Below are 21131 nucleotides of genomic sequence, written 5' to 3'. Positions count from 1 at the left end.
CAGGATCGGCTCGTCGTCTGCGTTCACGCGGCCATTATCCGCTATCGCTCAGCATCCGCCACGGCGGAAACATTTCGCCCCCTCGGCGGCGTTCTCCGCCGTGAAGATCATCCGCGCCGGGTCGTCGGCGCGGAGGACGGCAGGGTTGACTACTGTCGATGACGGATCGCGATGGCGGCGAAACGAAACGCGAGGAGCGTGGCAGATGAGCGGACTCAAGCTCGGATACAAAGCATCGGCGGAGCAGTTCGGTCCCCGTGAACTCGTCGAGATCGCGGTGCTGGCCGAGGAACACGGCTTGGACAGCGCCACCGTGAGCGACCATTTCCAGCCCTGGCGGCACAAGGGCGGCCACGCGCCGTTCTCGCTGGCGTGGCTGGCCGCGGTCGGCGAGCGCACCGAGCGCATTCAGCTCGGCACGTCGGTGCTCACCCCGACGTTCCGCTACAACCCCGCGGTGATCGCGCAGGCGTTCGCCACCCTCGGCTGCCTGTACCCCGATCGCGTCATGCTCGGCGTCGGCACCGGTGAGGCGCTCAACGAGATCGCCACCGGGTACACCGGCGAATGGCCGGAATTCAAGGAGCGTTTCGCGCGCCTGCGCGAGTCGGTCGACCTGATGCGCGCCCTGTGGACCGGCGACCGCGTCGACTTCGACGGCGAGTACTACAAGACCGTCGGCGCCTCCATCTACGACGTGCCCAAGGGCGGGATCCCGATCTACGTCGCCGCGGGCGGCCCGCTGGTCGCGCGGTACGCCGGGCGCGCGGGCGACGGATTCATCTGCACCTCGGGCAAGGGCATGGACCTCTACACCGAGAAGTTGATGCCCGCCGTCGCGGAGGGCGCGGCGAAGGCGGGGCGCAGCGCCGACGACATCGACCGGATGATCGAGATCAAGCTCTCCTACGACACCGATCCGGAGCTGGCCAGGGAGAACACCCGGTTCTGGGCTCCGCTGTCGCTCACCGCCGAGCAGAAGCACAGCATCACCGACCCGATCGAGATGGAGGCCGCCGCCGACGCGCTGCCCATCGAGCAGATCGCCAAGCGCTGGATCGTCGCCAGCGACCCCGACCAAGCGGTGGAACAGATCAAGCCCTACCTCGACGCGGGCCTCAACCACCTGGTCTTCCACGCCCCCGGCCACGACCAGCGCCGCTTCCTCGACCTCTTCCAGCGCGACCTGGCCCCCCGCCTCCGCGCGCTGGCCTAGACGTCCGCGAGTGGCACACCACGGAGAGGTCTTCTCGGCCGATGCCACGGTGGTGTGCCACTCGCGGGGTTACGCCCGGGGTTACGTCCGGCGGAGGGCGAAGATGCGCAGGTCGCGGGTGGTGCGGGTGCGGTAGGCGGCGTAGGCGCCGGTGATGTCGACGAAGCGTTGGAAGATGGCGTCTTTGTCGGGGTCCGGGACCGGAGTCGCGGTGACCTGGATGCGCTCGCCCGCGATCGCCACCGTCGCGGTGGGGTTGGCCAGGAGGTTGGCGGTCCAGGCGGGGTGGTGCGCCTGGCCGAAGTTGCTGCCGATCACGTAGAGGGTGTCGCCGTCGTGCACGTACAGCAACGGCTGGGTGCGCGGCTGACCGGACTTGCGTCCGATGGTGGTGAGCAGGATGACCGGCGCGCCGATCGGGCCGAGCACGGTGTACTTCGCGCCGGTACGCTCCAAGACCGCCCGGTCCAGCGGGGTGAGCGCCCGAACGAGCCGGGAGCCGGCCTTCGTCGCCGCGAATCTGCTTGCCGCGCGAGCGAATAGGTTGGTCCGCGAACCCCACTGCCGATCCGGAAATTGCTCAGCCATGCCCGGACTATAGCGGCAGGGGAGCCCCGACCCCGGCGGCTTCGCGCCCGCAGCAGCACCCCCGCGGGTGACGATCGTCGCGCGGCGGGGTCCGGTTGCCGCTGGTTCACTAAGCTCTCGGACATGGCCGACAACGCTCCATCCGCCGTGTACATCGCCTCTCCCGAGGGCGACACCGGTAAGTCGACGGTGGCACTCGGGGTACTGCAGACGCTGTGCGCGACGACCGCGCGGGTCGGGGTGTTCCGGCCGATCACCCGCTCGACCACCGAGCCCGACTACATCCTGGAACTGCTGCTCGAGCACAGCACCGCGGACATCGACTACGCGCAGGCGGTCGGCACCACCTACGAGCAGGTCCACGCCGACCCGGATGCGGCGATCAGCGAGATCGTCCTGCGCTTCCACGAGGTCGCCAAGCTCTGTGACGCGGTGGTCGTGGTCGGCAGCGACTACACCGACGTGGCCAGCCCCAGCGAGCTGCGCTTCAACGCCAGGATCGCGGTCAACCTCGGCGCGCCGGTGTTGCTCGTGCTCCGCGGCGCGGGCCGCACGCCGGACGAGGTTAAGCAGCTGGCCGAGCTGTGCGCGTCGGAGCTGGCGCACGAGCACGCGCAGCTGGTCGCCGTCATCGCCAACCGTTGCGACCCGCAGCGGCTGGACGAGGTGGCCGCGGCGCTGGGCGGCTTCGACGTCCCGTCTTGGACGTTGCCCGAGGTCCCCTTGCTGATCGCTCCCACCATGGCCGAGCTGTGCGCCGCGATCGGCGGCGAGATGTACAGCGGCGACCCGGAATTGCTGCACCGCGAGGCGCTGAAGGTCATGGTCGGCGGCATGACGGCCGAGCACATCCTGGAACGGCTGACCGAGGGCGTGGTGGTGATCGCGCCTGGCGATCGGTCCGACGTGCTGCTCAGCGTCGTGAACGCGCACGAAGCGGAGGGCTTTCCGTCGCTGTCGGGCATCATCATGAACGGCGGCCTGCTGCCGCATCCCGCGATCGCCCGGCTCATGACCGGCCTGAAGCCCAAGCTGCCGATCCTCACCACCGAGCTCGGCACCTACGACACGGCGGGCGCCGCGTACCGCACCCGCGGCCGCATGTCCGCGGGCAATCCGCGCAAGGTGGACACCGCCCTGGCCCTGATGGAGCAACACGTCGACGGCGCGGAGTTGCTGCGGCGCATCGACGTTCCGCCCAGTCCGGTGGTCACGCCGCAGATGTTCGAGTACCAGCTCATCGAGCGCGCGCGGGCGGATCGCAAGCGCATCGTGCTGCCGGAAGGCGACGACGACCGCATTCTGCGCGCGGCGGGACGGGTGCTGCAGCGCAAGATCGCCGATCTGATCATCCTCGGCGACGAGACGACGGTGCGCGCCCGAGCCGCCGAACTCGGGGTGGACATCTCCGCCGCGCAGGTGCTGGACCCACGCGCCTCCGGCTACCTGGACGAGTTCGCCGCCGAATACGCCGAGCTGCGCAAACACAAGGGCATGACGCTGGAGCGGGCCCGCGAGACCGTCGCGGACATCTCCTATTTCGGCACCATGATGGTGCACAAGGGCATCGCCGACGGCATGGTCTCGGGTGCGGCGCACACCACCGCGCACACCATCCGCCCGTCGCTGGAGATCATCAAAACGGTGGACGGCGTCGCCACCGTCTCCAGCGTGTTCCTGATGTGCCTGGCCGACCGGGTGCTCGCGTACGGCGACTGCGCGGTCGTGCCCGATCCGACGGCGCAGCAGCTGGCCGATATCGCGATCTCGTCCGCGGCGACCGCCGAGCGTTTCGGCATCGAGCCCAGGGTCGCGATGCTGTCGTATTCCACCGGCGAATCGGGCAGCGGCGCGGACGTGGACAAGGTGCGCGTGGCGACCAAGCTGACGCGGGAACGCGCACCGCAGTTGCCGGTGGAGGGGCCGATCCAATACGACGCCGCGATCGAACCGACCGTCGCCGACGCCAAACTGCCCGATTCCGAAGTGGCCGGGCGCGCGACGGTATTCGTGTTTCCCGACCTCAATACCGGCAACAACACCTACAAGGCGGTGCAGCGCAGCGCGGGCGCGATCGCGATCGGCCCGGTGCTGCAAGGGCTGCGCAAGCCGGTCAACGACCTGTCCCGCGGCGCGCTGGTGGCCGACATCGTCAACACCGTGGCGATCACCGCCATCCAGGCGCAGGACAGCTGATGCGCGCCGGCGCCGCCGCGGCGCGTGCGCGTCGCGGAACAAGCGCGTCGTGATCGTGGTTGCCGAGCGAGTGCGACGCGAGCGCGCGACACAGGAGGCGTGATGAGCAAGACGGCCGAAGGCATGGTGCTGGTGATCAACTCCGGCTCATCGTCCATCAAATACCAGCTGTTGGACCCGGATTCGGGTGTGGTCGCGGCATCGGGCATGGTCGAGCGGATCGGCGAGGACGAAGGCGGGATCGAGCATCGCGCGGACGGCGAGACCACCGAGCGCCGCGAGCGGATCGCCGATCACGCCGCCGGGCTGCGACTGATCTTCGACACCTTCGCCGCGACGGGTCACGATCTGGTGCGCGAAGGCGTGCGTGCGGTCGGGCACCGGGTGGTGCACGGCGGCGAGGTGTTCTACCGGCCCACCCTGATCGACGACGGCGTGGTGGCCGCGATCAGCGAACTCGCGGCGCTGGCGCCGCTGCACAATCCGGCCAACGTCGCCGGGATCGAGAGCGCGCGGCAGCTGTTGCCGGGCGTGCCGCAGGTGGCGGTGTTCGACACGGCGTTCTTCCACGGCCTGCCCGCGGCCGCGAAGACCTACGCCATCGACGCCAAAGTAGCGGCGGCGCACGGCATCCGGAAGTACGGCTTCCACGGCACCTCGCACGAGTACGTGTCCGGCCGTGCCGCCGAGCTGCTCGGGCGCGATCCCGCCGAGCTGCGGCAGATCGTCTTCCACCTCGGCAACGGCGCGTCGGCGTCGGCCATCCGCGGCGGGCATCCGATCGACACCAGCATGGGCCTCACACCGCTGGAAGGCCTGGTGATGGGCACCAGGTCCGGTGATCTCGATCCCGGCATCGTGGCGCACCTGGCGCGGTCGGCGCACCTGGACATCGATGCGATCGACACACTGCTCAACCGGGATTCCGGGATCAAGGGCCTGTCCGGCGTGAACGACTTCCGCGAACTGCGCCGCCTCATCGACAGTGGCGACGAGGCGGCGCGGCTGGCCTACGACGTGTACATCCATCGGCTGCGGCGTTACCTGGGCGCGTACCTGATCGAACTCGGCGGCGTCGACGCGATCACCTTCACCGCAGGAGTCGGCGAGAACAGCCCGCAGGTGCGCGCGGACGCCCTGGCCGGTCTCGGCGGGTTCGGCATCGAGGTCGATCCGGCGGCCAATACCGCCGAAGACCGCGCCGCGCGGCGTATCTCCCCGCCCGGCGCGCAGGTCGCGGTGCTCGTGGTGCCGACCAACGAGGAACTGGCCATCGCACGCGCCGCGCGGCAGGTGGTCGACGGCTAGATCCAGGTCTTCGCGCGAATCGAGTTGGCCAGGTCGACGAGCGCGTAGCGATGCCTGCGGTTGGGCGCTCCGCGAGCCAGCGAGCGCAGGCCCGCTTCGGCGCCTGCTCGCAGTTCCCGTTCGGTGAACGGCGCGCCGAACAGCGTGGCATCGGGACGTTTCGGCGTGTTCCCCGCCTGCAGCCACGCCAGGGCCGCGCCGAGCACCAGCACCCGCATCTGCGCGACGCGACTCTCGCCCGCGGGCAGGCTCAGCACGCGGGACGCCGAGATGTGCAGGGTCGCCTCGTCGAGTTCGGCCACCGGCTCGGCGGTGACCATGAGCAGCACGGCCGTCATCTGCGCGGTGGTGAAATGCCGCGACGCGGCGGGCACGGCGTCGAGCGCCCGCACGGCCTGGTCCACCCGCCCGTCCGCCGCCAGTTGCCTGGCCAGCCCGAAAGCGGCGCTCACCACGGTGCGGTCGGTGCGCCAGACGGTCTCGTAAGCCTGCTCGGCGTAACTGCGCCATTGTTCGGGGTCCGGCGAATCCCAATGCTGGAGGATCAGTTCGGCGGTAGCGGCGAGCGCCAGTTGCGGCGCGAGTTCGCCGGGGAGCACGCGGAAGACCTCGTCGAAGTCGGTGAAGGCGCGCTCGTACTCCCGGTCGAGCAGTTCGGCCATGCCTCGATACCAGCTCACTCGCCAATCGCGTTCCGGCAGTCGCGAGAGCAGGTCCAGGACCGTGGCGGACTCACGCAGATCGAGCCGCACCCGCGCCTCGGCGAGGGTGAGTTCCAGATCGAGCGACTTCGGGGCGTTGCCCGGATCGGCCTCGGCTCGCTCGCGTGCCTGCCGTAGCGCCTCCAGCGCGTGGGCGGGGTCGGGGTGCACGGCGGCCGAGAGCAGGGGGGCCGACGGATCGGCCGGGTCCAGCAGCGGAATCGGCAACGCCGCCGCCACGTCCGGGGCATCGAGCAAGCTGCTGCGGGGGCGGCCGTCGGTGTAGGCGTCGGTCTGGCTGATCAGTTCCTCGGTGCCGAAACTGGCCCGCGGCGGCGTGAAGACCGTGGACAGCTGCGGGTGCTCGGTGTCGGTCTCCTGGGCGAGGATCTCCCGCAGCACGCCCGACATCTGGGCGGACATCGCGCGGGCGGAGGGGAAGCGGCGCTGGGGGTCCGGGTCGGTGGCGCACAGCAGCAGACGATGGAAGCACTGGTAGCGGGCCAGCACGGGCTGATCGTCGGGCTCGGGCAGGCCGTCGAGATAGCGGCCGTGCTCCGAGGGCATGTTCAAGGTGAGCACGGCCAGCGTGCGTCCGACGGTGTAGATGTCGGAGGCGATGGTCGGGCCGGTACGCGCGATCTCGGGCGCTTGGAACCCCCTGGTGCCATACAGGTTTCCGTACGCTTCGATAGTGGCGACGGCCCCCAGATCGATCAGTTTGACCTGATCATCGGTGACCATCACGTTGTCGGGCTTGAGGTCGTTGTAGGTCAGCCCGGTCGAGTGCAGGTAGTCCAGCGCGGGCAGGATCTCCAGCAGGTAGGCGATCGCCTCGGTGACCGGCATGCGCTGCGGGCGTTCGTAGGAGTCGAGGATGTCGCGCAACGACCGGCCGCCCACGTACTCCATGACGATGTAGCCGACGGGCGTGCCGTCCGCGCCGGTGTGCTCGACGAAGTTGTAGATCTTGACGATGCTGGGATGCGCCACCTCGGCGAGGAATTGGCGTTCGGCCACGGCGACCGCCTGCGCTTCGGCGTCACCGGCGTGCAGCAGGCCCTTGAGCACCACCCAGCGGTCGCTGACATTCCGGTCGATCGCCAGATAGATCCAGCCGAGTCCGCCGTGCGCGATGCAGCCCTGGATCTCGTACTGCCCGGCCACCATGTCGCCCGGGTACAGCGTGGGCCGGAAATCGAAGGGCGCGTCGCAGGTCGCGCAGGTGCCCGCCGTGGTCGCGGGCCTGGTCGCCGTCGCCCGGCCGACCGGTTTGCCGCAGCGCCAGCAGAATCGCCTCCCCTCGGAGACCACCGCGTCGGTGAGGACGGCGTCGCGGGGATCGGCGGGCGTCACCGTCGGGATCGGCACCAGCCCCGCGCCCAGTCGCCGGACCGCCGGGCGAGTGCGCGCGGTGCGCACGCTGCGTCCGGAGGTGCGCTGCGGAGCCGACGCGGGTTCGGAGTCCGTGCGCCGCGTCTGGTCCGATGTTGCTGCGGTCGCCGGCTCGTGCGCAGCCATGCCCTGGATATCCACCGCTTCCGGTGGCTGTCGGCGTCCGGTGGGATCGGGCGACCATGCGGCCGTGCTCGACGTCGCTTCCGGTCGGTTCGTCTGCGGTCGGGTCGCGTCCGAATCCGCCTCGGCTGCCGACTGTTGCGCGTCCTTGGACGACGCTTCGCGTTTCGCGTCCCGCGCGCTGTCCCGCGTGGCCGTGCCGTGCTGTTCCGTGCGGGTGCGGTGGCGTGGGTCATCGGTGTGGGATGCCGATTCCCCAGTGACGGGTGCGGCTTGGTGCGGCGTCGCCGGTGCGTCGTCGGTGGGCGGGGCCGATTTTCCGGCTTCGCGAGCGGCCTGGTTCGGGTTCGCCTGCGCGTCATCGGTGGGGGAGGTCGATTCCCCGGCGGCCGGGGCGGCTGGGTGCGGTATCGCCGGTGCGTCGTCGGGCGGGTCCGTGTCTTCGGCGCGGTTCCAGGCGACCGTGCCGAACGCGGTGGCCGCGCGACCGATCGGCGTGTATGTGGTGTGCTGGAGTTCTTCGGGCGCAAGAGGTTCGGCGTCGTCGATCCTTCCGCGTCGCCCCGTCCCCGCGGGGCGAGACCCCAGGTGGCGCGGGCTCGCGTGGTCTGCGCGCGGTGGTTCGGCCGCCTCCTGTCCCTGCTGTCGCCCGGCCGACGCGGTGGATTCACCCTCGCACACGGCGGCCGGGCCGGGCCCTCCCGCGGCGTTCTCGTCCGGGTCGGGCTCGGGGGCGGACCGTGTGTTCATCGGCCCGTCAATCCTGATAGGTAGGGGCGGGCGGAGCGGGGACGGGGCCGAGGACGGTGAGATATTTCTGGTACAGCCCGACCCAGGTGCCGTCGTTGCGGATGCGTTCCAGCGTGCCGTTGACGAAGCGCACCAGGTCGTCGTTGCCCTTGGTGATGCCGAGGCCGTACGGCTCCTCGCTGATGCTGGCGCCGACCAGTTCGGTGTACGGGTCCTGGGCGGCCAGGCCCGCGAGGATGGCATCGTCGGTGCTGACCGCGTCCACCTGGCGTTGTTGTAGCACGACCAGGCAGTCGGCCCAGCTCGGAACGGTGAGGATGGTCGCGGCGGGCTGGTTGCGGCGCATGTGCTCCAGCGACGTGGTGCCGGAGACGATGCAGACCCGGCGACCCGCCAGATCGGCCAGGCTGCGGATCCCGGAGTTCTTCACCGCGAGCACCCGTTGATTGGCGCGCAGGTAGACGGTGGAGAACGTGACCTTCTCGCGCCGCTCGCAATTGATCGTCATGGTCTTGGCGACCAGGTCGACGGTGCGGTTCTGCAACGCCGACTCCCGCTCGGCGGAGCCGAGGCTGCGGAACTCGATCAGATCCGGGCTGCCGAGCAGATCGCGGGCCACCTCCCTGGCGATATCGGCGTCGAAACCGACGATCGCGCCGGAGACCGGGTCGCGGTAGCTGAACAGATTGCTGCCGGTGTCCAATCCGACCAGCAGCCTGCCGCGCGCCCGGATCGCGTCGATCGCGGGGCCGCGCGCGCCCGCTCCGGTCGGACGCAGGCTCGCGGTCGGGTCCCCGCACCGCGACGCGCCCGGCGCAGGCGGGACCGGCGAATCGGTCAGCACCGGAACGGCCTTGGCCGGCAACGGGGGATCGGTGTATTTCGGCGTCTTGCTCGACACCGGCGCGCCGGTATCGCTCGCACAGCCGCTCGCCAGCGTCACCACGACGAGGGCGGTCACCAGAATGCCGCGCGCGGATCTCATCGGTACTCCCGAAGCCGGGGCCAGATGCCCAGTCCGACATAGCCTGCCGCCAGAATGCCGAGCACCATCGCGCCCGCGCCCAGGAAGTCCAGGATGCGAGCGGCATGGGAGATCTTGTCCCGCAGCGTGTCCCTGGTCGCGGCGACGCCTTGCTCGAGCGAACGGTCCAGCGCCTCCACCTGCACGGTGACGTCCGCCGAGCCGGGGCCGGTCGCCACCACGGCCGCGCTGTTGAAATCGCCCTTGGCCAGCGCGTCGTTCATGCGCTGGTGCGCCACGCGCCAGCGCGCCAGCGCCGGTACGGCATTGCGCATCTCGTTCGCCGCGGGGGCGGAGCCCGGGTAGTTGCCGATCAGATCGGCCAGCCGTTCGATGTTCGCGTCGTAGGTGCGGTCGTAGTCGCCGGTCGCGTCGCGGCGCACCAATTTCAAGGTCTCCGCGGCCCGGGCCTGCTGCACCAGGATCCGGCTCTCGGTCAAGCGCGAGGATGGCACCGCGCCGTCGTCACGGGCGCTGATCATCGCCGCCGCCGACACCGAGCCCGCGATCACCGTCCAGGCCAGCAGGATCAGCATGGCCACCGACGCGAGCACCAGGCCGGGGTTGAGCACCCGCCGCCAGCGGCGCGCCAGATCACGCTGAACCCAGACCAGCACGCCGAGGGTGAGCAGCAGCAGGCCGATCGCCGACCAGGGCGGCCGCACGTGGTTGCGCTGCGCCGTGGTGACCGCCGCCGAGCGATGATTGTGCAGTTCCTCGGCCATCGGCAGCAGCTTGGTCTGCATCTGGTTGGACGCCTCGCTCAAATACGCGGCGCCGACCGGATACCCGCTGCGGTTGTTCGTCCGTGCGGTTTCCACCAGACCGGAGTACACCGGCAGGCCGGTGACTATGCCGGTGCGCAGCCGGGCATCCGGATCGGTCGCCGCGTCGGATTGGGTCACCAATTCCGCGGCTGCTTCGCCCATCGCCTGGGTGTAGCGATCGCGCACCGCTTGTGGTTCCAGCCCGCCCGCGATGAAGGCGGTGCTCGCCGCGGCGTCGGCGATCGACAGCGAGGTGTAGAGCCGCAGCGCCGAGTGCGCGTCCGGTTCGGTGTCCCGCAGCAACACGTCGAGGTCGTGCTGTCGATCACCGACCGTCCCCGCGGTGACGGAGCCCGCGGCCAGGCACAACCCGATGAGCAGCAGTCCGAGCGCGATCAGCCGTCCCGGTGAGGAATTGGCGAACGAACGCAGATTGGCCAGGTCGAGACGTTCGCGCACCACCGCGACGCTCAGGCCGCCCGGATCGTCCCGACCGGCGGGCCCTGGCGCGGACGACGGCCGGAGTTCGGCCGTCGTCGGCTCGGAGCTAGCCATGTCCACCTCCCCAGTTTGGGCCGCGTACGCGGATTTCTCGACGGCTGGACCGGATATCCGATCGATCCGTGCGTGTTGGTGCGGAGTTTATTGTGGTCGTACGGGCGCCGCGGCGTGTGAAACACCCCCGATTGGGAGGAGAAGGCGCTGCCGCGGCTGGACGAGGATGGGTAGGACATGCGTGGTGACGGTGACGGGTGGTCGCATGGCCCGGACGGACTGCGGCACTGGGGGCGCTTCGGCGCCGCCGGACTGCTCCTGCGCGCTCCGCTGGCCGGTGGCGGTTCGGCGGTGCTGCTGCAACACCGCGCTCCGTGGAGTCATCAAGGCGGCACCTGGGCGTTGCCCGGCGGCGCGCGGGACAGTCACGAGACGCCGGTGCACGCGGCGGTCCGCGAGGCGTGGGAAGAGGCGGGCATCGATCCCGCCGACGTCCGGGTGCGCGGCGAGCGGGTGACGGCGTCGGCGCTGAGCGGCTGGACCTACACCACGGTCGTCGCCGACGCGGTGATGACCCTGCCGACCAGCAGCAATCGCGAGAGCCTCGAGCTGGCCTGGGTTCCGGAGGACGAGGTCGAGGCCCGTCCGCTGCACCCCGGTTTCGCCGCGTCCTGGCCCACCCTGCGCGCCGCGCCCGCGCGGGTGCTGCTCGCCGAGCTCGGCGACGATCGAGCCGTCGCCGCCGCGCTGCCGCGCACGCTCGACCTCGCCGATCTCGGTTTCGTTTGGCTGCACTCGGATCCGGGCGGGCCCGGCGATTACGCCAGGATCGTCGACGAGCCCGGCGCGCAGGCCGCGGAGCCCGCGTCGAACGGGAACACGGCCGTGGAGACCGCGCTCTCGTTCACCCGAGGACAGGTGCTTTCCTGACCGTGGCGCTCACCCGTTCGCCAGCAGCGCCGTCTTGAGTTCGCGCGCCGCGGCTTCCGGATCTCGCGCCTCGGTGATCGCGCGCACCACGACGACCCGCTTCGCTCCGGCTTCCAGCACCTGCGCGAGGTTGTCGGCGTTGATCCCGCCGATCGCGAACCAGGGCCGGGTGGGATGGGCGTCGGCGGTGGAGCGGACCAGTTCGGGGCCCGCCGCCTGCCTGCCGGGTTTGGTCGGGGTCGCCCAGATGGGACCGGTGCAGAAGTAATCGATGTGCTCATCGATCGCGGCGAGTCCGGCCTGCGCGCGATTGTGCGTCGATCGTCCGATCACCACGTCGGGCCCGAGGATCCGGCGCGCGTACCACGGCGGCAGGTCGCCCTGCCCGAGGTGCAGCACGTCGGCGGTCGCGGCCAGCGCGATGTCGGCGCGATCGTTCACCGCGACCAGCCCGCCGTGCCTGCGCGCGGCGGCCTTCAGCTCGGCCAGCGCGCCGAGCTCGGCCCTGGCCTCCAACGGGCCGAACTTGGCCTCGCCCGGTGATCCTTTGTCCCTGAGCTGGATGATGTCGACTCCGCCTGCGAACGCGGCCTCGGCGAACTTCGCCAGATCGCCCTTCTCCCGGCGGGCGTCGGTGCACAGATACAGCCGCGCGTTCGCCAGACGCTCCCGCGGCGAGGCGGGTCGATTGGGGTGGGAGGGTTGCACGCCTTCGACCGTAGCCGCGCTACCGTGGGGATGCGAAACAGGAGGCAGGTGGATCGGATGCGGACTCTGGCCGTCGTCGGTGGCGGCGCCATCGGGCTCGCCGTGGCCGGGCGGGCCGCCGAGGCCGGTTGGTCGGTCACGCTGTTCGATCCGGCGATCGCGACCGGGGCCTCCTGGGTGGCGGGTGGCATGCTCGCGCCGCTGTCGGAGGGCTGGCCCGGCGAGGACCGGGTGCTCGAATTCGGCGCGGCGTCGCTGGCCCGCTGGCCGGAGTTCGCCGCCCGACTCGCGGCGGCGACCGGCGTCTCGGTCTTCGTGGCGGACGAGACCATGACCCTCGCGCTGGACGCGGCCGACGCGGCCGACTTGCGCACGGTGGCCGACTGGGTCGGCGCGCGCGGGCACGAGCTGCGGCTGCTCGACCGCGCCGGGGTGCGCGAGCTGGAACCCGGCCTGGCCAGGACGGTGCGCGCCGCGCTGCTGGCGCCTGCCGAACCCGCGATCGACAATCGCAAGCTGGTCGCCGCGCTGCGGCAGGCGGCGGAGGCAGCGGGCGTCGTGGTGCGCGCCGAGTCCGTAGACTCGCTGACGGAACTTCCGCACGACCAGATCGTGCTGGCCGCGGGCGCCGCATCGGCCCGGTTGTGGCCGGAGCTGCCGGTCCGCCCCGTCAAGGGCGAGATCCTGCGCCTGCGGCACCGGCCGGGCGTCGCTCCCGCGCCGCGCCGGGTGATCCGGGCCAGGGTGCACGGGCGCGCGGTGTACCTGGTGCCGCGCGGCGACGGGATCGTCGTCGGCGCCACGCAGTACGAGGCGGGTTTCGACACCGCGGTCACCGTCGCGGGCGTACGCGACCTGATCGCCGACGCGGAGGCGGTGTTCCCCGGCATCGGCGAATACGAGCTCGCCGAGGCGAGCGCCGGTTCCCGGCCAGGCAGCCCGGACAACCTGCCGCTGATCGGCAGGCTCACCGACCGGATCATCGCGGCCACCGGGCACGGCCGCAACGGCATGCTGACCATGCCGCTCACGGTGGACGCGGTGGCGGGCCTGCTCGGCGGGGCAACGCTGCCCGAAGCGGAAGTAGCCGACCCGCAACGCTTTTCGACGACTGTAGGAGGAATCCGATGACGCTGTCATCCGTCCCCATCGGTGTCACGGTGAACGGCGAGGAGCACGAGTTCGCCGAGTCGCTGACCGTGCGCGAGTTGCTGGAACGCCTCGAATTGCCGTGCCGGGGCGTCGCGCTCGCGGTGGACGGAGCGGTGTTCCCCAAGTCCCGCTGGGACGAACCGGTCGGGCGCGGCTGGCAGATCGAGGTGCTGACGGCGGTCCAAGGTGGCTGAGGCTGCGGCGGCGTCCGCGCATGCCCCACTGCGGATCGCCGACCGGGAGTTCGGTTCCCGCCTGATCATGGGCACCGGCGGCGCGGAGAACCTCGCCGTCCTGGAAGAGGCGCTGATCGCCTCCGGCACCGAGTTGACCACCGTGGCCATGCGGCGCATCGACGCCGCGGGCGGCACCGGCGTACTGGACCTGCTGAAACGACTGGACATCGCGCCGCTGCCGAACACGGCGGGCTGCCGCACCGCGGCAGAGGCGGTGCTCACCGCGCAGCTGGCCCGTGAGGCGCTGGACACCAACTGGGTGAAGCTCGAGGTGGTCGCCGACGAGCGCACCCTGCTGCCCGACCCGGTCGAACTGCTCACCGCCGCCGAACAGCTCGTCGACGACGGGTTCGTCGTGCTGCCCTACACCAACGACGACCCGGTGCTGGCCCGCCGCTTGGAAGAGGCGGGTTGCGTGGCGGTGATGCCGCTGGGCGCGCCCATCGGCACCGGTCTCGGCATCGGCAATCCGCACAACATCGAGATGATCGTCGCCGACGCGAACGTTCCGGTCATCCTGGACGCGGGCATCGGCACCGCCAGCGATGCCGCCCTCGCCATGGAACTCGGCTGCTCGGCGGTGTTGCTCGCCACCGCCGTGACCCGCGCGAAGCGCCCCGAGCTGATGGCCGCGGCCATGGCCGACGCGGTGCGCGCCGGTTACGCGGCGCGCTTGGCCGGACGAATCCCGAAACGGTTCTGGGCCCAGGCGTCGTCCCCGGCGCTGTGAGGCGTCGAGTCGAGTCGCCGACGCCGGGTTCGGGACTCAGCCGTTGACGAAGGTGAGGTTCGTCGCGTCGTAGCGGTCGCCCGCGATCTGCTCCGGCGGGGCGGCGGCCTCGATGGCGGCGAGGTCGTCGGCGGACAGGTCGATGGTCAGCGCGGCGAGGTTCTCCTCCAGGTAGCGCTGCCGCCTGGTGCCGGGAATCGGCACTACGTCCTCGCCGCGGTGCTGCGCCCAGGCCAGCGCGAGCTGCCCTGCGGTGACGCCCTTCTCGGCGGCGAGTTCGTTCAGCTTCGCGACGATCGCCAGGTTCCGTTCGAGGTTGCCGTCGGCGAAGCGCGGCTGGCTGCGCCGCACATCGTTGTCCGCCAGAGCGTCCACCGAGCTGTACCGGCCGGTCAGGAACCCGCGCCCGAGCGGGGAGAACGGAACCACGCCGATACCGAGTTCGCGGCAGACCGGGACGATTTCCGCCTCCAGGTCGCGCGTCCACAGGGACCACTCGCTCTGCAACGCGGCGATCGGATGCACCGCGTGCGCGCGCCGAATGGTGTCCGCGCTCGCCTCCGACAGCCCGAGGTGCCGGACTTTTCCTTCCCGCACCAGTTCGGCCATCGCGCCGACGGTCTCCTCGATCGGCACCTGTGGGTCGACCCGGTGCAGGTAGTAGAGGTCGATGTGGTCGACGCCGAGCCTGCGCAGCGAAGCCTCGCATGCCTGTCGCACGTAGACGGCGTCGCCGCGGATGCGGGTGGGCTCGCCCAAGCGGTTGGCGAAGCCGAATTTCGTGGCGAGCACCACGTCGTCACGGCGCCCGGCGATCGCCCGCCCGATCAACTCCTCGTTGTGCCCGGCGCCGTAGAAGTCGGCGGTGTCCAGCAAGGTGACCCCCAGGTCGAGGGCGTGGTGCAGCGTCGCGATCGATTGCTCGTCGTCCGCGGCGCCGTATGCGTGGCTCATACCCATGCACCCGAGGCCCTGCGCCGATACCGCCAACTCGCCGAGCTGCCGCCTGCGAATGTCGCTCATACTGCTACCTCCTGCACTCGAATCCGTCGCCCCCGACGCTAAAAGCTGGAGTGCGCTCCATGTCAAACCCCGTATCGATTCCCGCGAGTGGCACATGGTGGAGACCCTTCTCGCGCTTCGCCGCAACCATGTGCCACTCGCGGGCCGCTACGCGCGAGCCGGGCGGCGTTGGTGGCGGGTGCGGGCTAGTTCGTAGGCGGTGTGGAGAAGGGTGCGGATGGGTTCGGCGGTTCGGGGGCCGGGGTTGATGACTGCCAGCCACGCGGCGGATGCGTAGACGGGGTGGGGGAGCACCGTGTCTACCGCGCTGGGATCGGCCGGGGTGGGGTGTCCGCGGGGGGTGTGGCCGGTCCAGTGGGTGAAGGCCTCTTTACCTGCGGCGATGTTGACGCGGAACGTGTTCGGGCGGTTGAGATCGGAACTCTCGTCGCCGGGGTAGTTCTTCGTGACGATCGTCGCGAAGGGTTGGGTCGCCTTCGGCACCACGCCGTCCGGTGAGTAGTAGAAGAACGTATCGCCCCAGCTGATTTCGGGGGAGCCGTCGCCGGGGCCTGGGCGCAGTGTCAGGACGCCCTCTAGGCCGGATACGAAGGCGATGATCTCTTCGATGGTCATGGCATCCAGCGTTTCATTGAAGTGCTTGTGGAGACTTCGACGCGGATATGCCGCAATATGGAGTGTCAACTCTCAACTGGCTGATGCATGCCGAGTCGGGCAGCCCGAGGCTCGGCGGCCTCACCGGGGCGGCACGGCCGCGGATCGAGCGTTCCTGGAGGCTGCTGGATGGAAGAACGCGGGGTTCCTTTCGCCCCGTTCCTGCGCACGGCCGATGTGGCGCGGCGGGCCGGGTATTCCGTGCAGCAGATACGCAACCTCGAACGCGACGGGGTCCTGCCCACGGCGATGCGCACTGCCACCGGCTATCGCAGATACGGCGAGGTGCATGTGCGGTCCGCGCTCGCCTATCGGGCGCTGGCGGCGGGCGTCGGTCCGGTGGAGGCGAAGCGCATCGTCCGCGCCGTCCACGAGGAACCGTTCGCCCAGGTGCTCGCCCTGCTCGACGCGGCACATGCCCGGCTGGACCGGGAGCGCGCCGATCTGGCCTTGGCGAAGCGGGCGGCGGAGGTGATCTCCGCCGAACCGATCGCCGACGTGCGGCCATCGGACGCGATGAGCGTCGCCGAACTCGCCGCCGCGCTGGGAGTGCGCCCGTCGACACTGCGGCATTGGGACGCGGAGGGACTCGTCGTCCCGGATCGCGCGACCCCGCAGGGCACGCGACGGTACTCGCCCGCCCAGGTCAGGGATGCCAGGATCGTCCATCAGCTGCGCAGGGCCGGATACCGCGTCGACACGCTGAAGACCTTGATGCCCGATCTGCCGCGCGGCCACCGAACCGATGACGTGGAGGCGGCGCTGGCGGCCCGGGACGCGAGCATCACGGCACGCTCCCGCGCCCTGCTCGACGCGGCCGCCGCGCTCGCCGGCGTGCTCGCGCTGTAAACGTCCCACGGCCCTGCCGCGATCCTGTTTACAGAGGATTTGCTCGAACGGCGCTGCCAGGATCTTCCAAGCTGCGGGAAGGTCGCTCCCCCATCCTGACGAAAGGGTCGTCTCGACCGGGAGACAGCATCTGCGCAGTGAGAACGTAAATGGGAAGCGGGACCGACCATGGGCGTGCTGATAGTGATGATCTTCGTGTCGGTCGTCGTGCTGATGGCCGTGGTGATTCCGCTGTCGATTCGAGCCGAGAAGTCCCGTAAGGCGGCCATCCGGCAGTGGGCGGCGGCGAACGGATGGACGTTCGCCGAGTCCGGCCGCGCCCAGTGGACCGCGCGCTTACCCGGCCACAACTCGCGCGGGCTCGGCGTGATCCTGAGCCGGCAACTCGGTGGCCGCTGGGTGACGGTGGCGGAGTACTCGTACCGGACGACGTCGTCGAGCAGTTCCTCGACGACCGGCACCACCACGACCACGACCACCACCCATAACTTCGTCGTGGCGCTCGTCCTGCTCGATCGGATGTATCCGCCGATCGGGGTGGTTCCCCGCGGCCTGCTGTCCCAGATGGGACGCGCCCTTTTCGGGGACAAGCCGACGGCGACGGGCAACGCCCTGTTCGACTCGCGGTACAAAGTCGTCACCGCTGATCCGGGCTGCGCGAAAGCACTGCTGGGTCCGCCGCTGATCGGCGCGCACGTCGCCAGGGCGGTCCCGCCGTGGACCCTCGCCGGGGCCGAGCTGCTCACCTACGTTCGAACGTCGGGAGCGCTGCGCGATCCGACCACGATCCCCGGTTACGTCGCGCCACTGCTCCATGTCGCCGAACTGCTCGGCCGCCGGGACATCGACCTCGCTCGAGCACACGAACTGCGCTGACCGGCGCTACGACCATCCCGGTATGGGACCCCACGCCCCTTAGGGGTGCCCGATTCCTCCCCTCATCCTCGAGGATGATCCAACTCGGCACTAATTACCGACGCGCGCGCCGGTGATTTGCGGAATGCTGGGCGGCATGATCGAGCTGAAAGGCCTCACCAAGCACTACGGGCAGACCGTAGCGGTGCAGGATCTGACCTTCACCGTTCGACCGGGGCAGGTGACAGGCTTCCTCGGACCGAACGGCGCGGGCAAGTCGACCACCATGCGCATGATCCTCGGGATGGACAAGCCGACCGCGGGCACCGCCTTGATCAAGGGCAAGCCGTACCGGGAGCTGGACCATCCGCTGCGCACCGTCGGGGCGCTGCTGGACGCCAAGTGGGTGCATCCGAACCGCTCGGCGCGGGCTCACCTGGAGTGGATGGCCGCATCCAACGACATCGCGAAGTCCCGGGTGGAGGAGGTGCTGCGGCTGGTCGGCCTGTCCGAGGTGGCAGGCAAGTCCGCGGGCGGCTTCTCGCTCGGCATGTCGCAGCGGCTCGGCCTGGCCGGCGCGCTGCTCGGCGACCCGGAGGTGCTGCTGTTCGACGAGCCGGTGAACGGCCTCGATCCGGAGGGCATCCTGTGGATCCGCCGGTTCATGCAGCGGCTGGCCGCCGAGGGGCGCACGGTGCTGGTCTCCAGCCACCTGCTGTCGGAGATGGCGCAGACCGCCGAGCACCTGGTGGTGATCGGGCGCGGCAAGCTCATCTCCGACTCCACCACCCAGGAGTTCATCGAACGCGCCTCCGAACAGTCGGTGCGGGTGCGCAGCCCGCAGCTCGACCAGCTGCGCAGCGTGCTCACCTCCAACGGCATGACCGTCCGCGAGGACGGCGCGGGCGCCGACGGCCCCGCGCTCATGGTGGCGGGCGTGTCCAGCGACGCGGTGGGCAAGCTGGCCGGCGAGCACAACATCACGCTGTTCGAGCTGGCCCCGCAGCGCGCGTCGCTGGAAGAGGCGTTCATGCGGATGACCGGCGGCGCGGTGGAGTACCACGGCGAAGGTTTCGATTCGCCGGGAGCGACGGGCCCGCAGGCGGCAGCCGGCGTAACCACGAAGGACCCCGCGGACGGCGGCTCCTACACAGCGATGGGAGGTGCGCTCTGATGGGCGTGCTGGCAGCGGAACGAATCAAGCTCACCTCCACCAGGTCGCCTTGGTGGTGCTCGGCGATCGTCATCGCCCTCGCGCTCGGCATGGCCGCGCTGCTCGCCTCGGTGGCGCGCGCGTCCTACGGCACCGAAGGCGCGATCGACCTGACGGTCTCCACCGCGGTGGTCGGGGTCAGCGGCTTCGGCGTGATGGTCCTGATGATCATGGCCACCCTGTCCGTGACCAGCGAATATCGCTTCGGCATCATCCGGACGACGTTCCAGGCGACGCCGGACAGGACCAAGGTCATCCTGACCAAGGCCGGGCTGGTCAGCGTCTACGGCGCGGTGCTGACCCTTGCCTTGGCGCTGCTGGCCTACGTGGTCGCCAAGGCGATCAGCGGCCCGGACGCGGGCGTGGCCCTCACCCTGTCCAGCGCGGCCGACTGGCGCGAGGTCTACGCCATCCCGATCTACGCGTTCCTGTGCGTGCTGCTCGCGGTCGGCGTCGGCGTGCTGGTGCGGCAGTCCGCCGCCGCTATCTCGCTGATCGTGCTGTGGCCGCTGCTCATCGAGGGGCTGCTCGGCGCGTTCGGCAGCTTCGGGCGCAACGTCACCCCGTTCCTTCCTTTCGCGAACGCGAACCGTTTCATGAGCGCCTCGCCGTCCACGGCCGACTGGCATTGGGGGCCGTGGGGCAGCCTGCTGTATTTCACCGTCTTCGTCGCGATCGTCTTCGGCGCTGCCCTGGTCGTGGTGAACCAGCGGGACGCTTGAGGCGAGTCCCCCTGACGACCCGAGTCGCCCTCCCTCGCCACTCGGGTTGACGGGGCGCCGACCTTGTCGGGAGGTCCGGCGCTCCCATCACCGCCCGTCACTGCCCGGCGGACGGTGCCATGATCGGCCCGGTGCGACTGCTCGCGCCGGGCCGATCATGCGTGTGAACATCGAGGAAACTATGCCGCTCGGCGCTTTCGAGACCCCTTCTCACCCGAGTAGCGTCGGTGCAGCAACCAGCTCGTTATCCAACGCCGGGCCCGACGACGTGCTCGCTGAGGTTCGTAGCGGAGGTGCGCATGGTGTTGATCGGTGACCTGCCGACGTCCGATCGGCTGAGATACCCTCTGGGCGTGAGTGAAACACCTTCCGGCGGCGCCGAGCCGGGGCCGGGGCCGGAGGCCGATGGAGGCGTACCGCCCGAGGTGGTCATTCCGTTGGAGCCGTCCGATGCGGAAGATGCTCCCCGCCGTTCCGCCGGATTTCGCCGCGGTCAGATATCCGCGCTGGTGAGCGCGGCGAATCAACGGGCGGATCTGATCGGCGTGCTGCGGAAGGCGCGGCAGCAGCTGCCGGGGGACCCCGCTTTCGGCGACCCGCTGTCGGTTTCCGGGCCCGGCGGCGCGCGAGCGGTCGCCCGCGCGGCGGACAAACTGGTCGGCGACTCTCCGAGCGCCGCGCGCGAGATCGGCTTCGGCGCCTTGCAGGTCTGGCAGGCCGCCCTGGAGCGGATGGGACGCGGCAGAGGTAGCCAAGAAGTAACTGTCATGTTCACCGACCTGGTGGCCTTCTCGCGCTGGTCGCTGTCGGCCGGTGACGAGGCCACCCTCGAACTGCTGCGCAAGGTCGCCAAGGCCATCGAGCCGCCGATCGCCGAGCGCGGCGGACACGTGGTCAAGCGCATGGGCGACGGCTTGATGGCGGTGTTCCCCTCGGCGGACCGGGCGGTGCGCGCCGCCGTGAGCGCCAAGCGCAATCTGGCCGACGTGCAGGTGCGCGGCTACACCCCGCAGATGCGGATCGGTTTGCACACCGGTTCCCCGCGCGAGATCGGAGGCGACTGGCTCGGGGTGGACGTCACCATCGCGGCCAGGGTCATGGAAGCGGGCGGCAACGGCAACACCATGCTTTCGGAGTCCACGTTGCAGGCGTTGCGGCCGGAGACGCTGGCGGAACTGGGCCTTGCGGTCAAGCAGTACCGGCGCAGCTTCTTCGCCGCCCCGCTCAACGGCGTCCCCGATGACCTGCGCATCTTCCGGTTGTCGAAGGGCTGACCGGCTGCCTCGCTCGGCCTACCCCAGCCACCAGGCGAGCGCGCCGCCCGCCGCGAGGACGGCGCAGACGGCGAGCGCGATGGACAGCGGCCGGGCCGTCTTCCAGGTGGTGTAGACGCCGCCGAGCAGGAAGCCCGACAGGGCGAACAGAACTATCACGGTGACGTCGCTGGACACGGTGCCATCTTGCTCCAGCCCGCTCGATCACCCGGCGGCCGGGGC

20 protein-coding genes are annotated in these 21131 nt (G+C 70.3%); 12 read left to right on the top strand and 8 right to left on the bottom strand.

The genetic code is table 11. From position 1 onward, the window contains the following. Positions 1 to 205 precede the first annotated feature (205 nt). Positions 206 to 1216 carry a glucose-6-phosphate dehydrogenase (coenzyme-F420) gene (gene fgd / locus U3653_RS00430; protein ID WP_067796748.1) on the top strand — a complete coding sequence of 337 codons (1011 nt, stop codon included), beginning with the start codon at positions 206 to 208 and terminating at the stop codon, positions 1214 to 1216. Between the two features lie 81 nt (positions 1217 to 1297). On the opposite strand, the gene U3653_RS00425 is transcribed toward fgd, so the two are convergent. Next, a complete protein-coding gene (locus U3653_RS00425) occupies positions 1298 to 1804 on the bottom strand; it encodes a nitroreductase/quinone reductase family protein (RefSeq protein ID WP_195080810.1) in 507 nt (168 codons plus the stop codon). Between the two features lie 123 nt (positions 1805 to 1927). On the opposite strand from U3653_RS00425, the gene pta reads away from it, so the two are divergent. Together pta and U3653_RS00415 are read left to right on the top strand one after the other, a co-directional pair. Next, positions 1928 to 4000, top strand: a complete 2073-nt coding sequence (gene pta, locus U3653_RS00420) for a phosphate acetyltransferase (protein ID WP_195080809.1) — start codon at positions 1928 to 1930, stop codon at positions 3998 to 4000. A 102-nt stretch (positions 4001 to 4102) separates the two neighbouring features. After that, on the top strand, positions 4103 to 5308 hold the full coding sequence (locus tag U3653_RS00415) for an acetate kinase (protein WP_195080808.1): 1206 nt from the start codon (positions 4103 to 4105) through the stop codon (positions 5306 to 5308). Here the strand turns inward: U3653_RS00415 and U3653_RS00410 are convergent. The 3 genes from U3653_RS00410 to U3653_RS00400 form a co-directional block, all read right to left on the bottom strand. Beyond that, positions 5305 to 7530, bottom strand: coding sequence for a serine/threonine-protein kinase (locus tag U3653_RS00410; RefSeq protein WP_195081033.1), 2226 nt, complete (start codon positions 7528 to 7530; stop codon positions 5305 to 5307). The two genes, U3653_RS00415 and U3653_RS00410, sit on opposite strands and share 4 nt — an antisense overlap. Before the next feature lie 754 nt (positions 7531 to 8284). Then, positions 8285 to 9262 (bottom strand): glutamate ABC transporter substrate-binding protein, encoded by a 978-nt coding sequence (locus tag U3653_RS00405; RefSeq protein WP_195080807.1) that lies wholly within the window; start codon positions 9260 to 9262, stop codon positions 8285 to 8287. Next, entirely contained in the window at positions 9259 to 10623 is a 1365-nt protein-coding gene (locus tag U3653_RS00400; protein WP_195080806.1) for a GlnX family signal transduction membrane protein, read from the bottom strand. Before U3653_RS00400 ends, U3653_RS00405 begins: the two co-directional genes overlap by 4 nt. A gap of 177 nt (positions 10624 to 10800) precedes the next feature. Between U3653_RS00400 and U3653_RS00395 the strand changes: the two genes are divergently transcribed. Beyond that, positions 10801 to 11493: an NUDIX hydrolase gene (locus U3653_RS00395; RefSeq protein WP_195080805.1), complete on the top strand. Its 693-nt coding sequence runs from the start codon at positions 10801 to 10803 to the stop codon at positions 11491 to 11493. A gap of 9 nt (positions 11494 to 11502) precedes the next feature. Here U3653_RS00395 and thiE read toward each other — a convergent pair whose 3' ends face one another. Further along, on the bottom strand, positions 11503 to 12201 hold the full coding sequence (thiE, locus tag U3653_RS00390; protein ID WP_195080804.1) for a thiamine phosphate synthase: 699 nt from the start codon (positions 12199 to 12201) through the stop codon (positions 11503 to 11505). A gap of 57 nt (positions 12202 to 12258) precedes the next feature. Here thiE and thiO point away from each other — a divergent pair, with 57 nt between their 5' ends. From thiO to U3653_RS00375, 3 genes are read left to right on the top strand one after another with little or no spacing between them, the layout of a single operon-like run. Continuing rightward, positions 12259 to 13332 (top strand): glycine oxidase ThiO, encoded by a 1074-nt coding sequence (gene thiO, locus U3653_RS00385; protein ID WP_195080803.1) that lies wholly within the window; start codon positions 12259 to 12261, stop codon positions 13330 to 13332. Next, on the top strand, positions 13329 to 13547 hold the full coding sequence (gene thiS, locus U3653_RS00380; protein ID WP_195080802.1) for a sulfur carrier protein ThiS: 219 nt from the start codon (positions 13329 to 13331) through the stop codon (positions 13545 to 13547). Before thiO ends, thiS begins: the two co-directional genes overlap by 4 nt. Continuing rightward, a complete protein-coding gene (locus U3653_RS00375) occupies positions 13540 to 14319 on the top strand; it encodes a thiazole synthase (RefSeq protein WP_195080801.1) in 780 nt (259 codons plus the stop codon). The genes thiS and U3653_RS00375 overlap by 8 nt, the downstream gene beginning before the upstream one ends. Positions 14320 to 14355: 36 nt before the next feature. Here U3653_RS00375 and U3653_RS00370 read toward each other — a convergent pair whose 3' ends face one another. Both U3653_RS00370 and U3653_RS00365 read right to left on the bottom strand, forming a co-directional pair. Beyond that, complete coding sequence (locus tag U3653_RS00370; protein ID WP_195080800.1) at positions 14356 to 15342, bottom strand: aldo/keto reductase; 987 nt, start codon at positions 15340 to 15342, stop codon at positions 14356 to 14358. Positions 15343 to 15489: 147 nt separating this feature from the next. Then, on the bottom strand, positions 15490 to 15957 hold the full coding sequence (locus U3653_RS00365; protein WP_195080799.1) for a DUF6194 family protein: 468 nt from the start codon (positions 15955 to 15957) through the stop codon (positions 15490 to 15492). Positions 15958 to 16125: 168 nt separating this feature from the next. On the opposite strand from U3653_RS00365, the gene U3653_RS00360 reads away from it, so the two are divergent. The 5 genes from U3653_RS00360 (at position 16126) to U3653_RS00340 (ending at position 20909) form a co-directional block, all read left to right on the top strand. Next, entirely contained in the window at positions 16126 to 16845 is a 720-nt protein-coding gene (locus tag U3653_RS00360) for a MerR family transcriptional regulator (RefSeq protein ID WP_195080798.1), read from the top strand. A 168-nt stretch (positions 16846 to 17013) separates the two neighbouring features. Further along, positions 17014 to 17721: a hypothetical protein gene (locus tag U3653_RS00355; RefSeq protein ID WP_195080797.1), complete on the top strand. Its 708-nt coding sequence runs from the start codon at positions 17014 to 17016 to the stop codon at positions 17719 to 17721. Between the two features lie 136 nt (positions 17722 to 17857). Next, entirely contained in the window at positions 17858 to 18874 is a 1017-nt protein-coding gene (locus U3653_RS00350) for an ABC transporter ATP-binding protein (protein WP_323124530.1), read from the top strand. Beyond that, positions 18874 to 19635 carry an ABC transporter permease gene (locus tag U3653_RS00345; RefSeq protein WP_195080796.1) on the top strand — a complete coding sequence of 254 codons (762 nt, stop codon included), beginning with the start codon at positions 18874 to 18876 and terminating at the stop codon, positions 19633 to 19635. Before U3653_RS00350 ends, U3653_RS00345 begins: the two co-directional genes overlap by 1 nt. A 497-nt stretch (positions 19636 to 20132) precedes the next feature. Then, on the top strand, positions 20133 to 20909 hold the full coding sequence (locus U3653_RS00340; protein WP_323124549.1) for an adenylate/guanylate cyclase domain-containing protein: 777 nt from the start codon (positions 20133 to 20135) through the stop codon (positions 20907 to 20909). Between the two features lie 18 nt (positions 20910 to 20927). Here the strand turns inward: U3653_RS00340 and U3653_RS00335 are convergent, their stop codons facing one another. Next, positions 20928 to 21086 carry a hypothetical protein gene (locus U3653_RS00335; RefSeq protein WP_195080794.1) on the bottom strand — a complete coding sequence of 53 codons (159 nt, stop codon included), beginning with the start codon at positions 21084 to 21086 and terminating at the stop codon, positions 20928 to 20930. Between the last annotated feature and the right edge of the window lie 45 nt (positions 21087 to 21131).

It is taken from the genome of Nocardia implantans (assembly GCF_035544775.1).
Classification (GTDB): Bacteria; Actinomycetota; Actinomycetes; order Mycobacteriales; family Mycobacteriaceae; genus Nocardia; species Nocardia implantans.
The sequence above is the reverse complement of the archived record's forward strand: the minus strand, read 5'-3'. Positions and strand labels throughout refer to the sequence as shown.

Coding starts and splice junctions, on each gene's coding strand:
- fgd (WP_067796748.1), top strand. CDS start 206: ATGAGCGGACTCAAGCTCGGATACAAAGCATCGGCGGAGCAGTTCGGT.
- U3653_RS00425 (WP_195080810.1), bottom strand. CDS start 1,804: ATGGCTGAGCAATTTCCGGATCGGCAGTGGGGTTCGCGGACCAACCTA.
- pta (WP_195080809.1), top strand. CDS start 1,928: ATGGCCGACAACGCTCCATCCGCCGTGTACATCGCCTCTCCCGAGGGC.
- U3653_RS00415 (WP_195080808.1), top strand. CDS start 4,103: ATGAGCAAGACGGCCGAAGGCATGGTGCTGGTGATCAACTCCGGCTCA.
- U3653_RS00410 (WP_195081033.1), bottom strand. CDS start 7,530: ATGGCTGCGCACGAGCCGGCGACCGCAGCAACATCGGACCAGACGCGG.
- U3653_RS00405 (WP_195080807.1), bottom strand. CDS start 9,262: ATGAGATCCGCGCGCGGCATTCTGGTGACCGCCCTCGTCGTGGTGACG.
- U3653_RS00400 (WP_195080806.1), bottom strand. CDS start 10,623: ATGGCTAGCTCCGAGCCGACGACGGCCGAACTCCGGCCGTCGTCCGCG.
- U3653_RS00395 (WP_195080805.1), top strand. CDS start 10,801: ATGCGTGGTGACGGTGACGGGTGGTCGCATGGCCCGGACGGACTGCGG.
- thiO (WP_195080803.1), top strand. CDS start 12,259: ATGCGGACTCTGGCCGTCGTCGGTGGCGGCGCCATCGGGCTCGCCGTG.
- thiS (WP_195080802.1), top strand. CDS start 13,329: ATGACGCTGTCATCCGTCCCCATCGGTGTCACGGTGAACGGCGAGGAG.
- U3653_RS00370 (WP_195080800.1), bottom strand. CDS start 15,342: ATGAGCGACATTCGCAGGCGGCAGCTCGGCGAGTTGGCGGTATCGGCG.
- U3653_RS00365 (WP_195080799.1), bottom strand. CDS start 15,957: ATGACCATCGAAGAGATCATCGCCTTCGTATCCGGCCTAGAGGGCGTC.
- U3653_RS00360 (WP_195080798.1), top strand. CDS start 16,126: ATGGAAGAACGCGGGGTTCCTTTCGCCCCGTTCCTGCGCACGGCCGAT.
- U3653_RS00355 (WP_195080797.1), top strand. CDS start 17,014: ATGGGCGTGCTGATAGTGATGATCTTCGTGTCGGTCGTCGTGCTGATG.
- U3653_RS00350 (WP_323124530.1), top strand. CDS start 17,858: ATGATCGAGCTGAAAGGCCTCACCAAGCACTACGGGCAGACCGTAGCG.
- U3653_RS00345 (WP_195080796.1), top strand. CDS start 18,874: ATGGGCGTGCTGGCAGCGGAACGAATCAAGCTCACCTCCACCAGGTCG.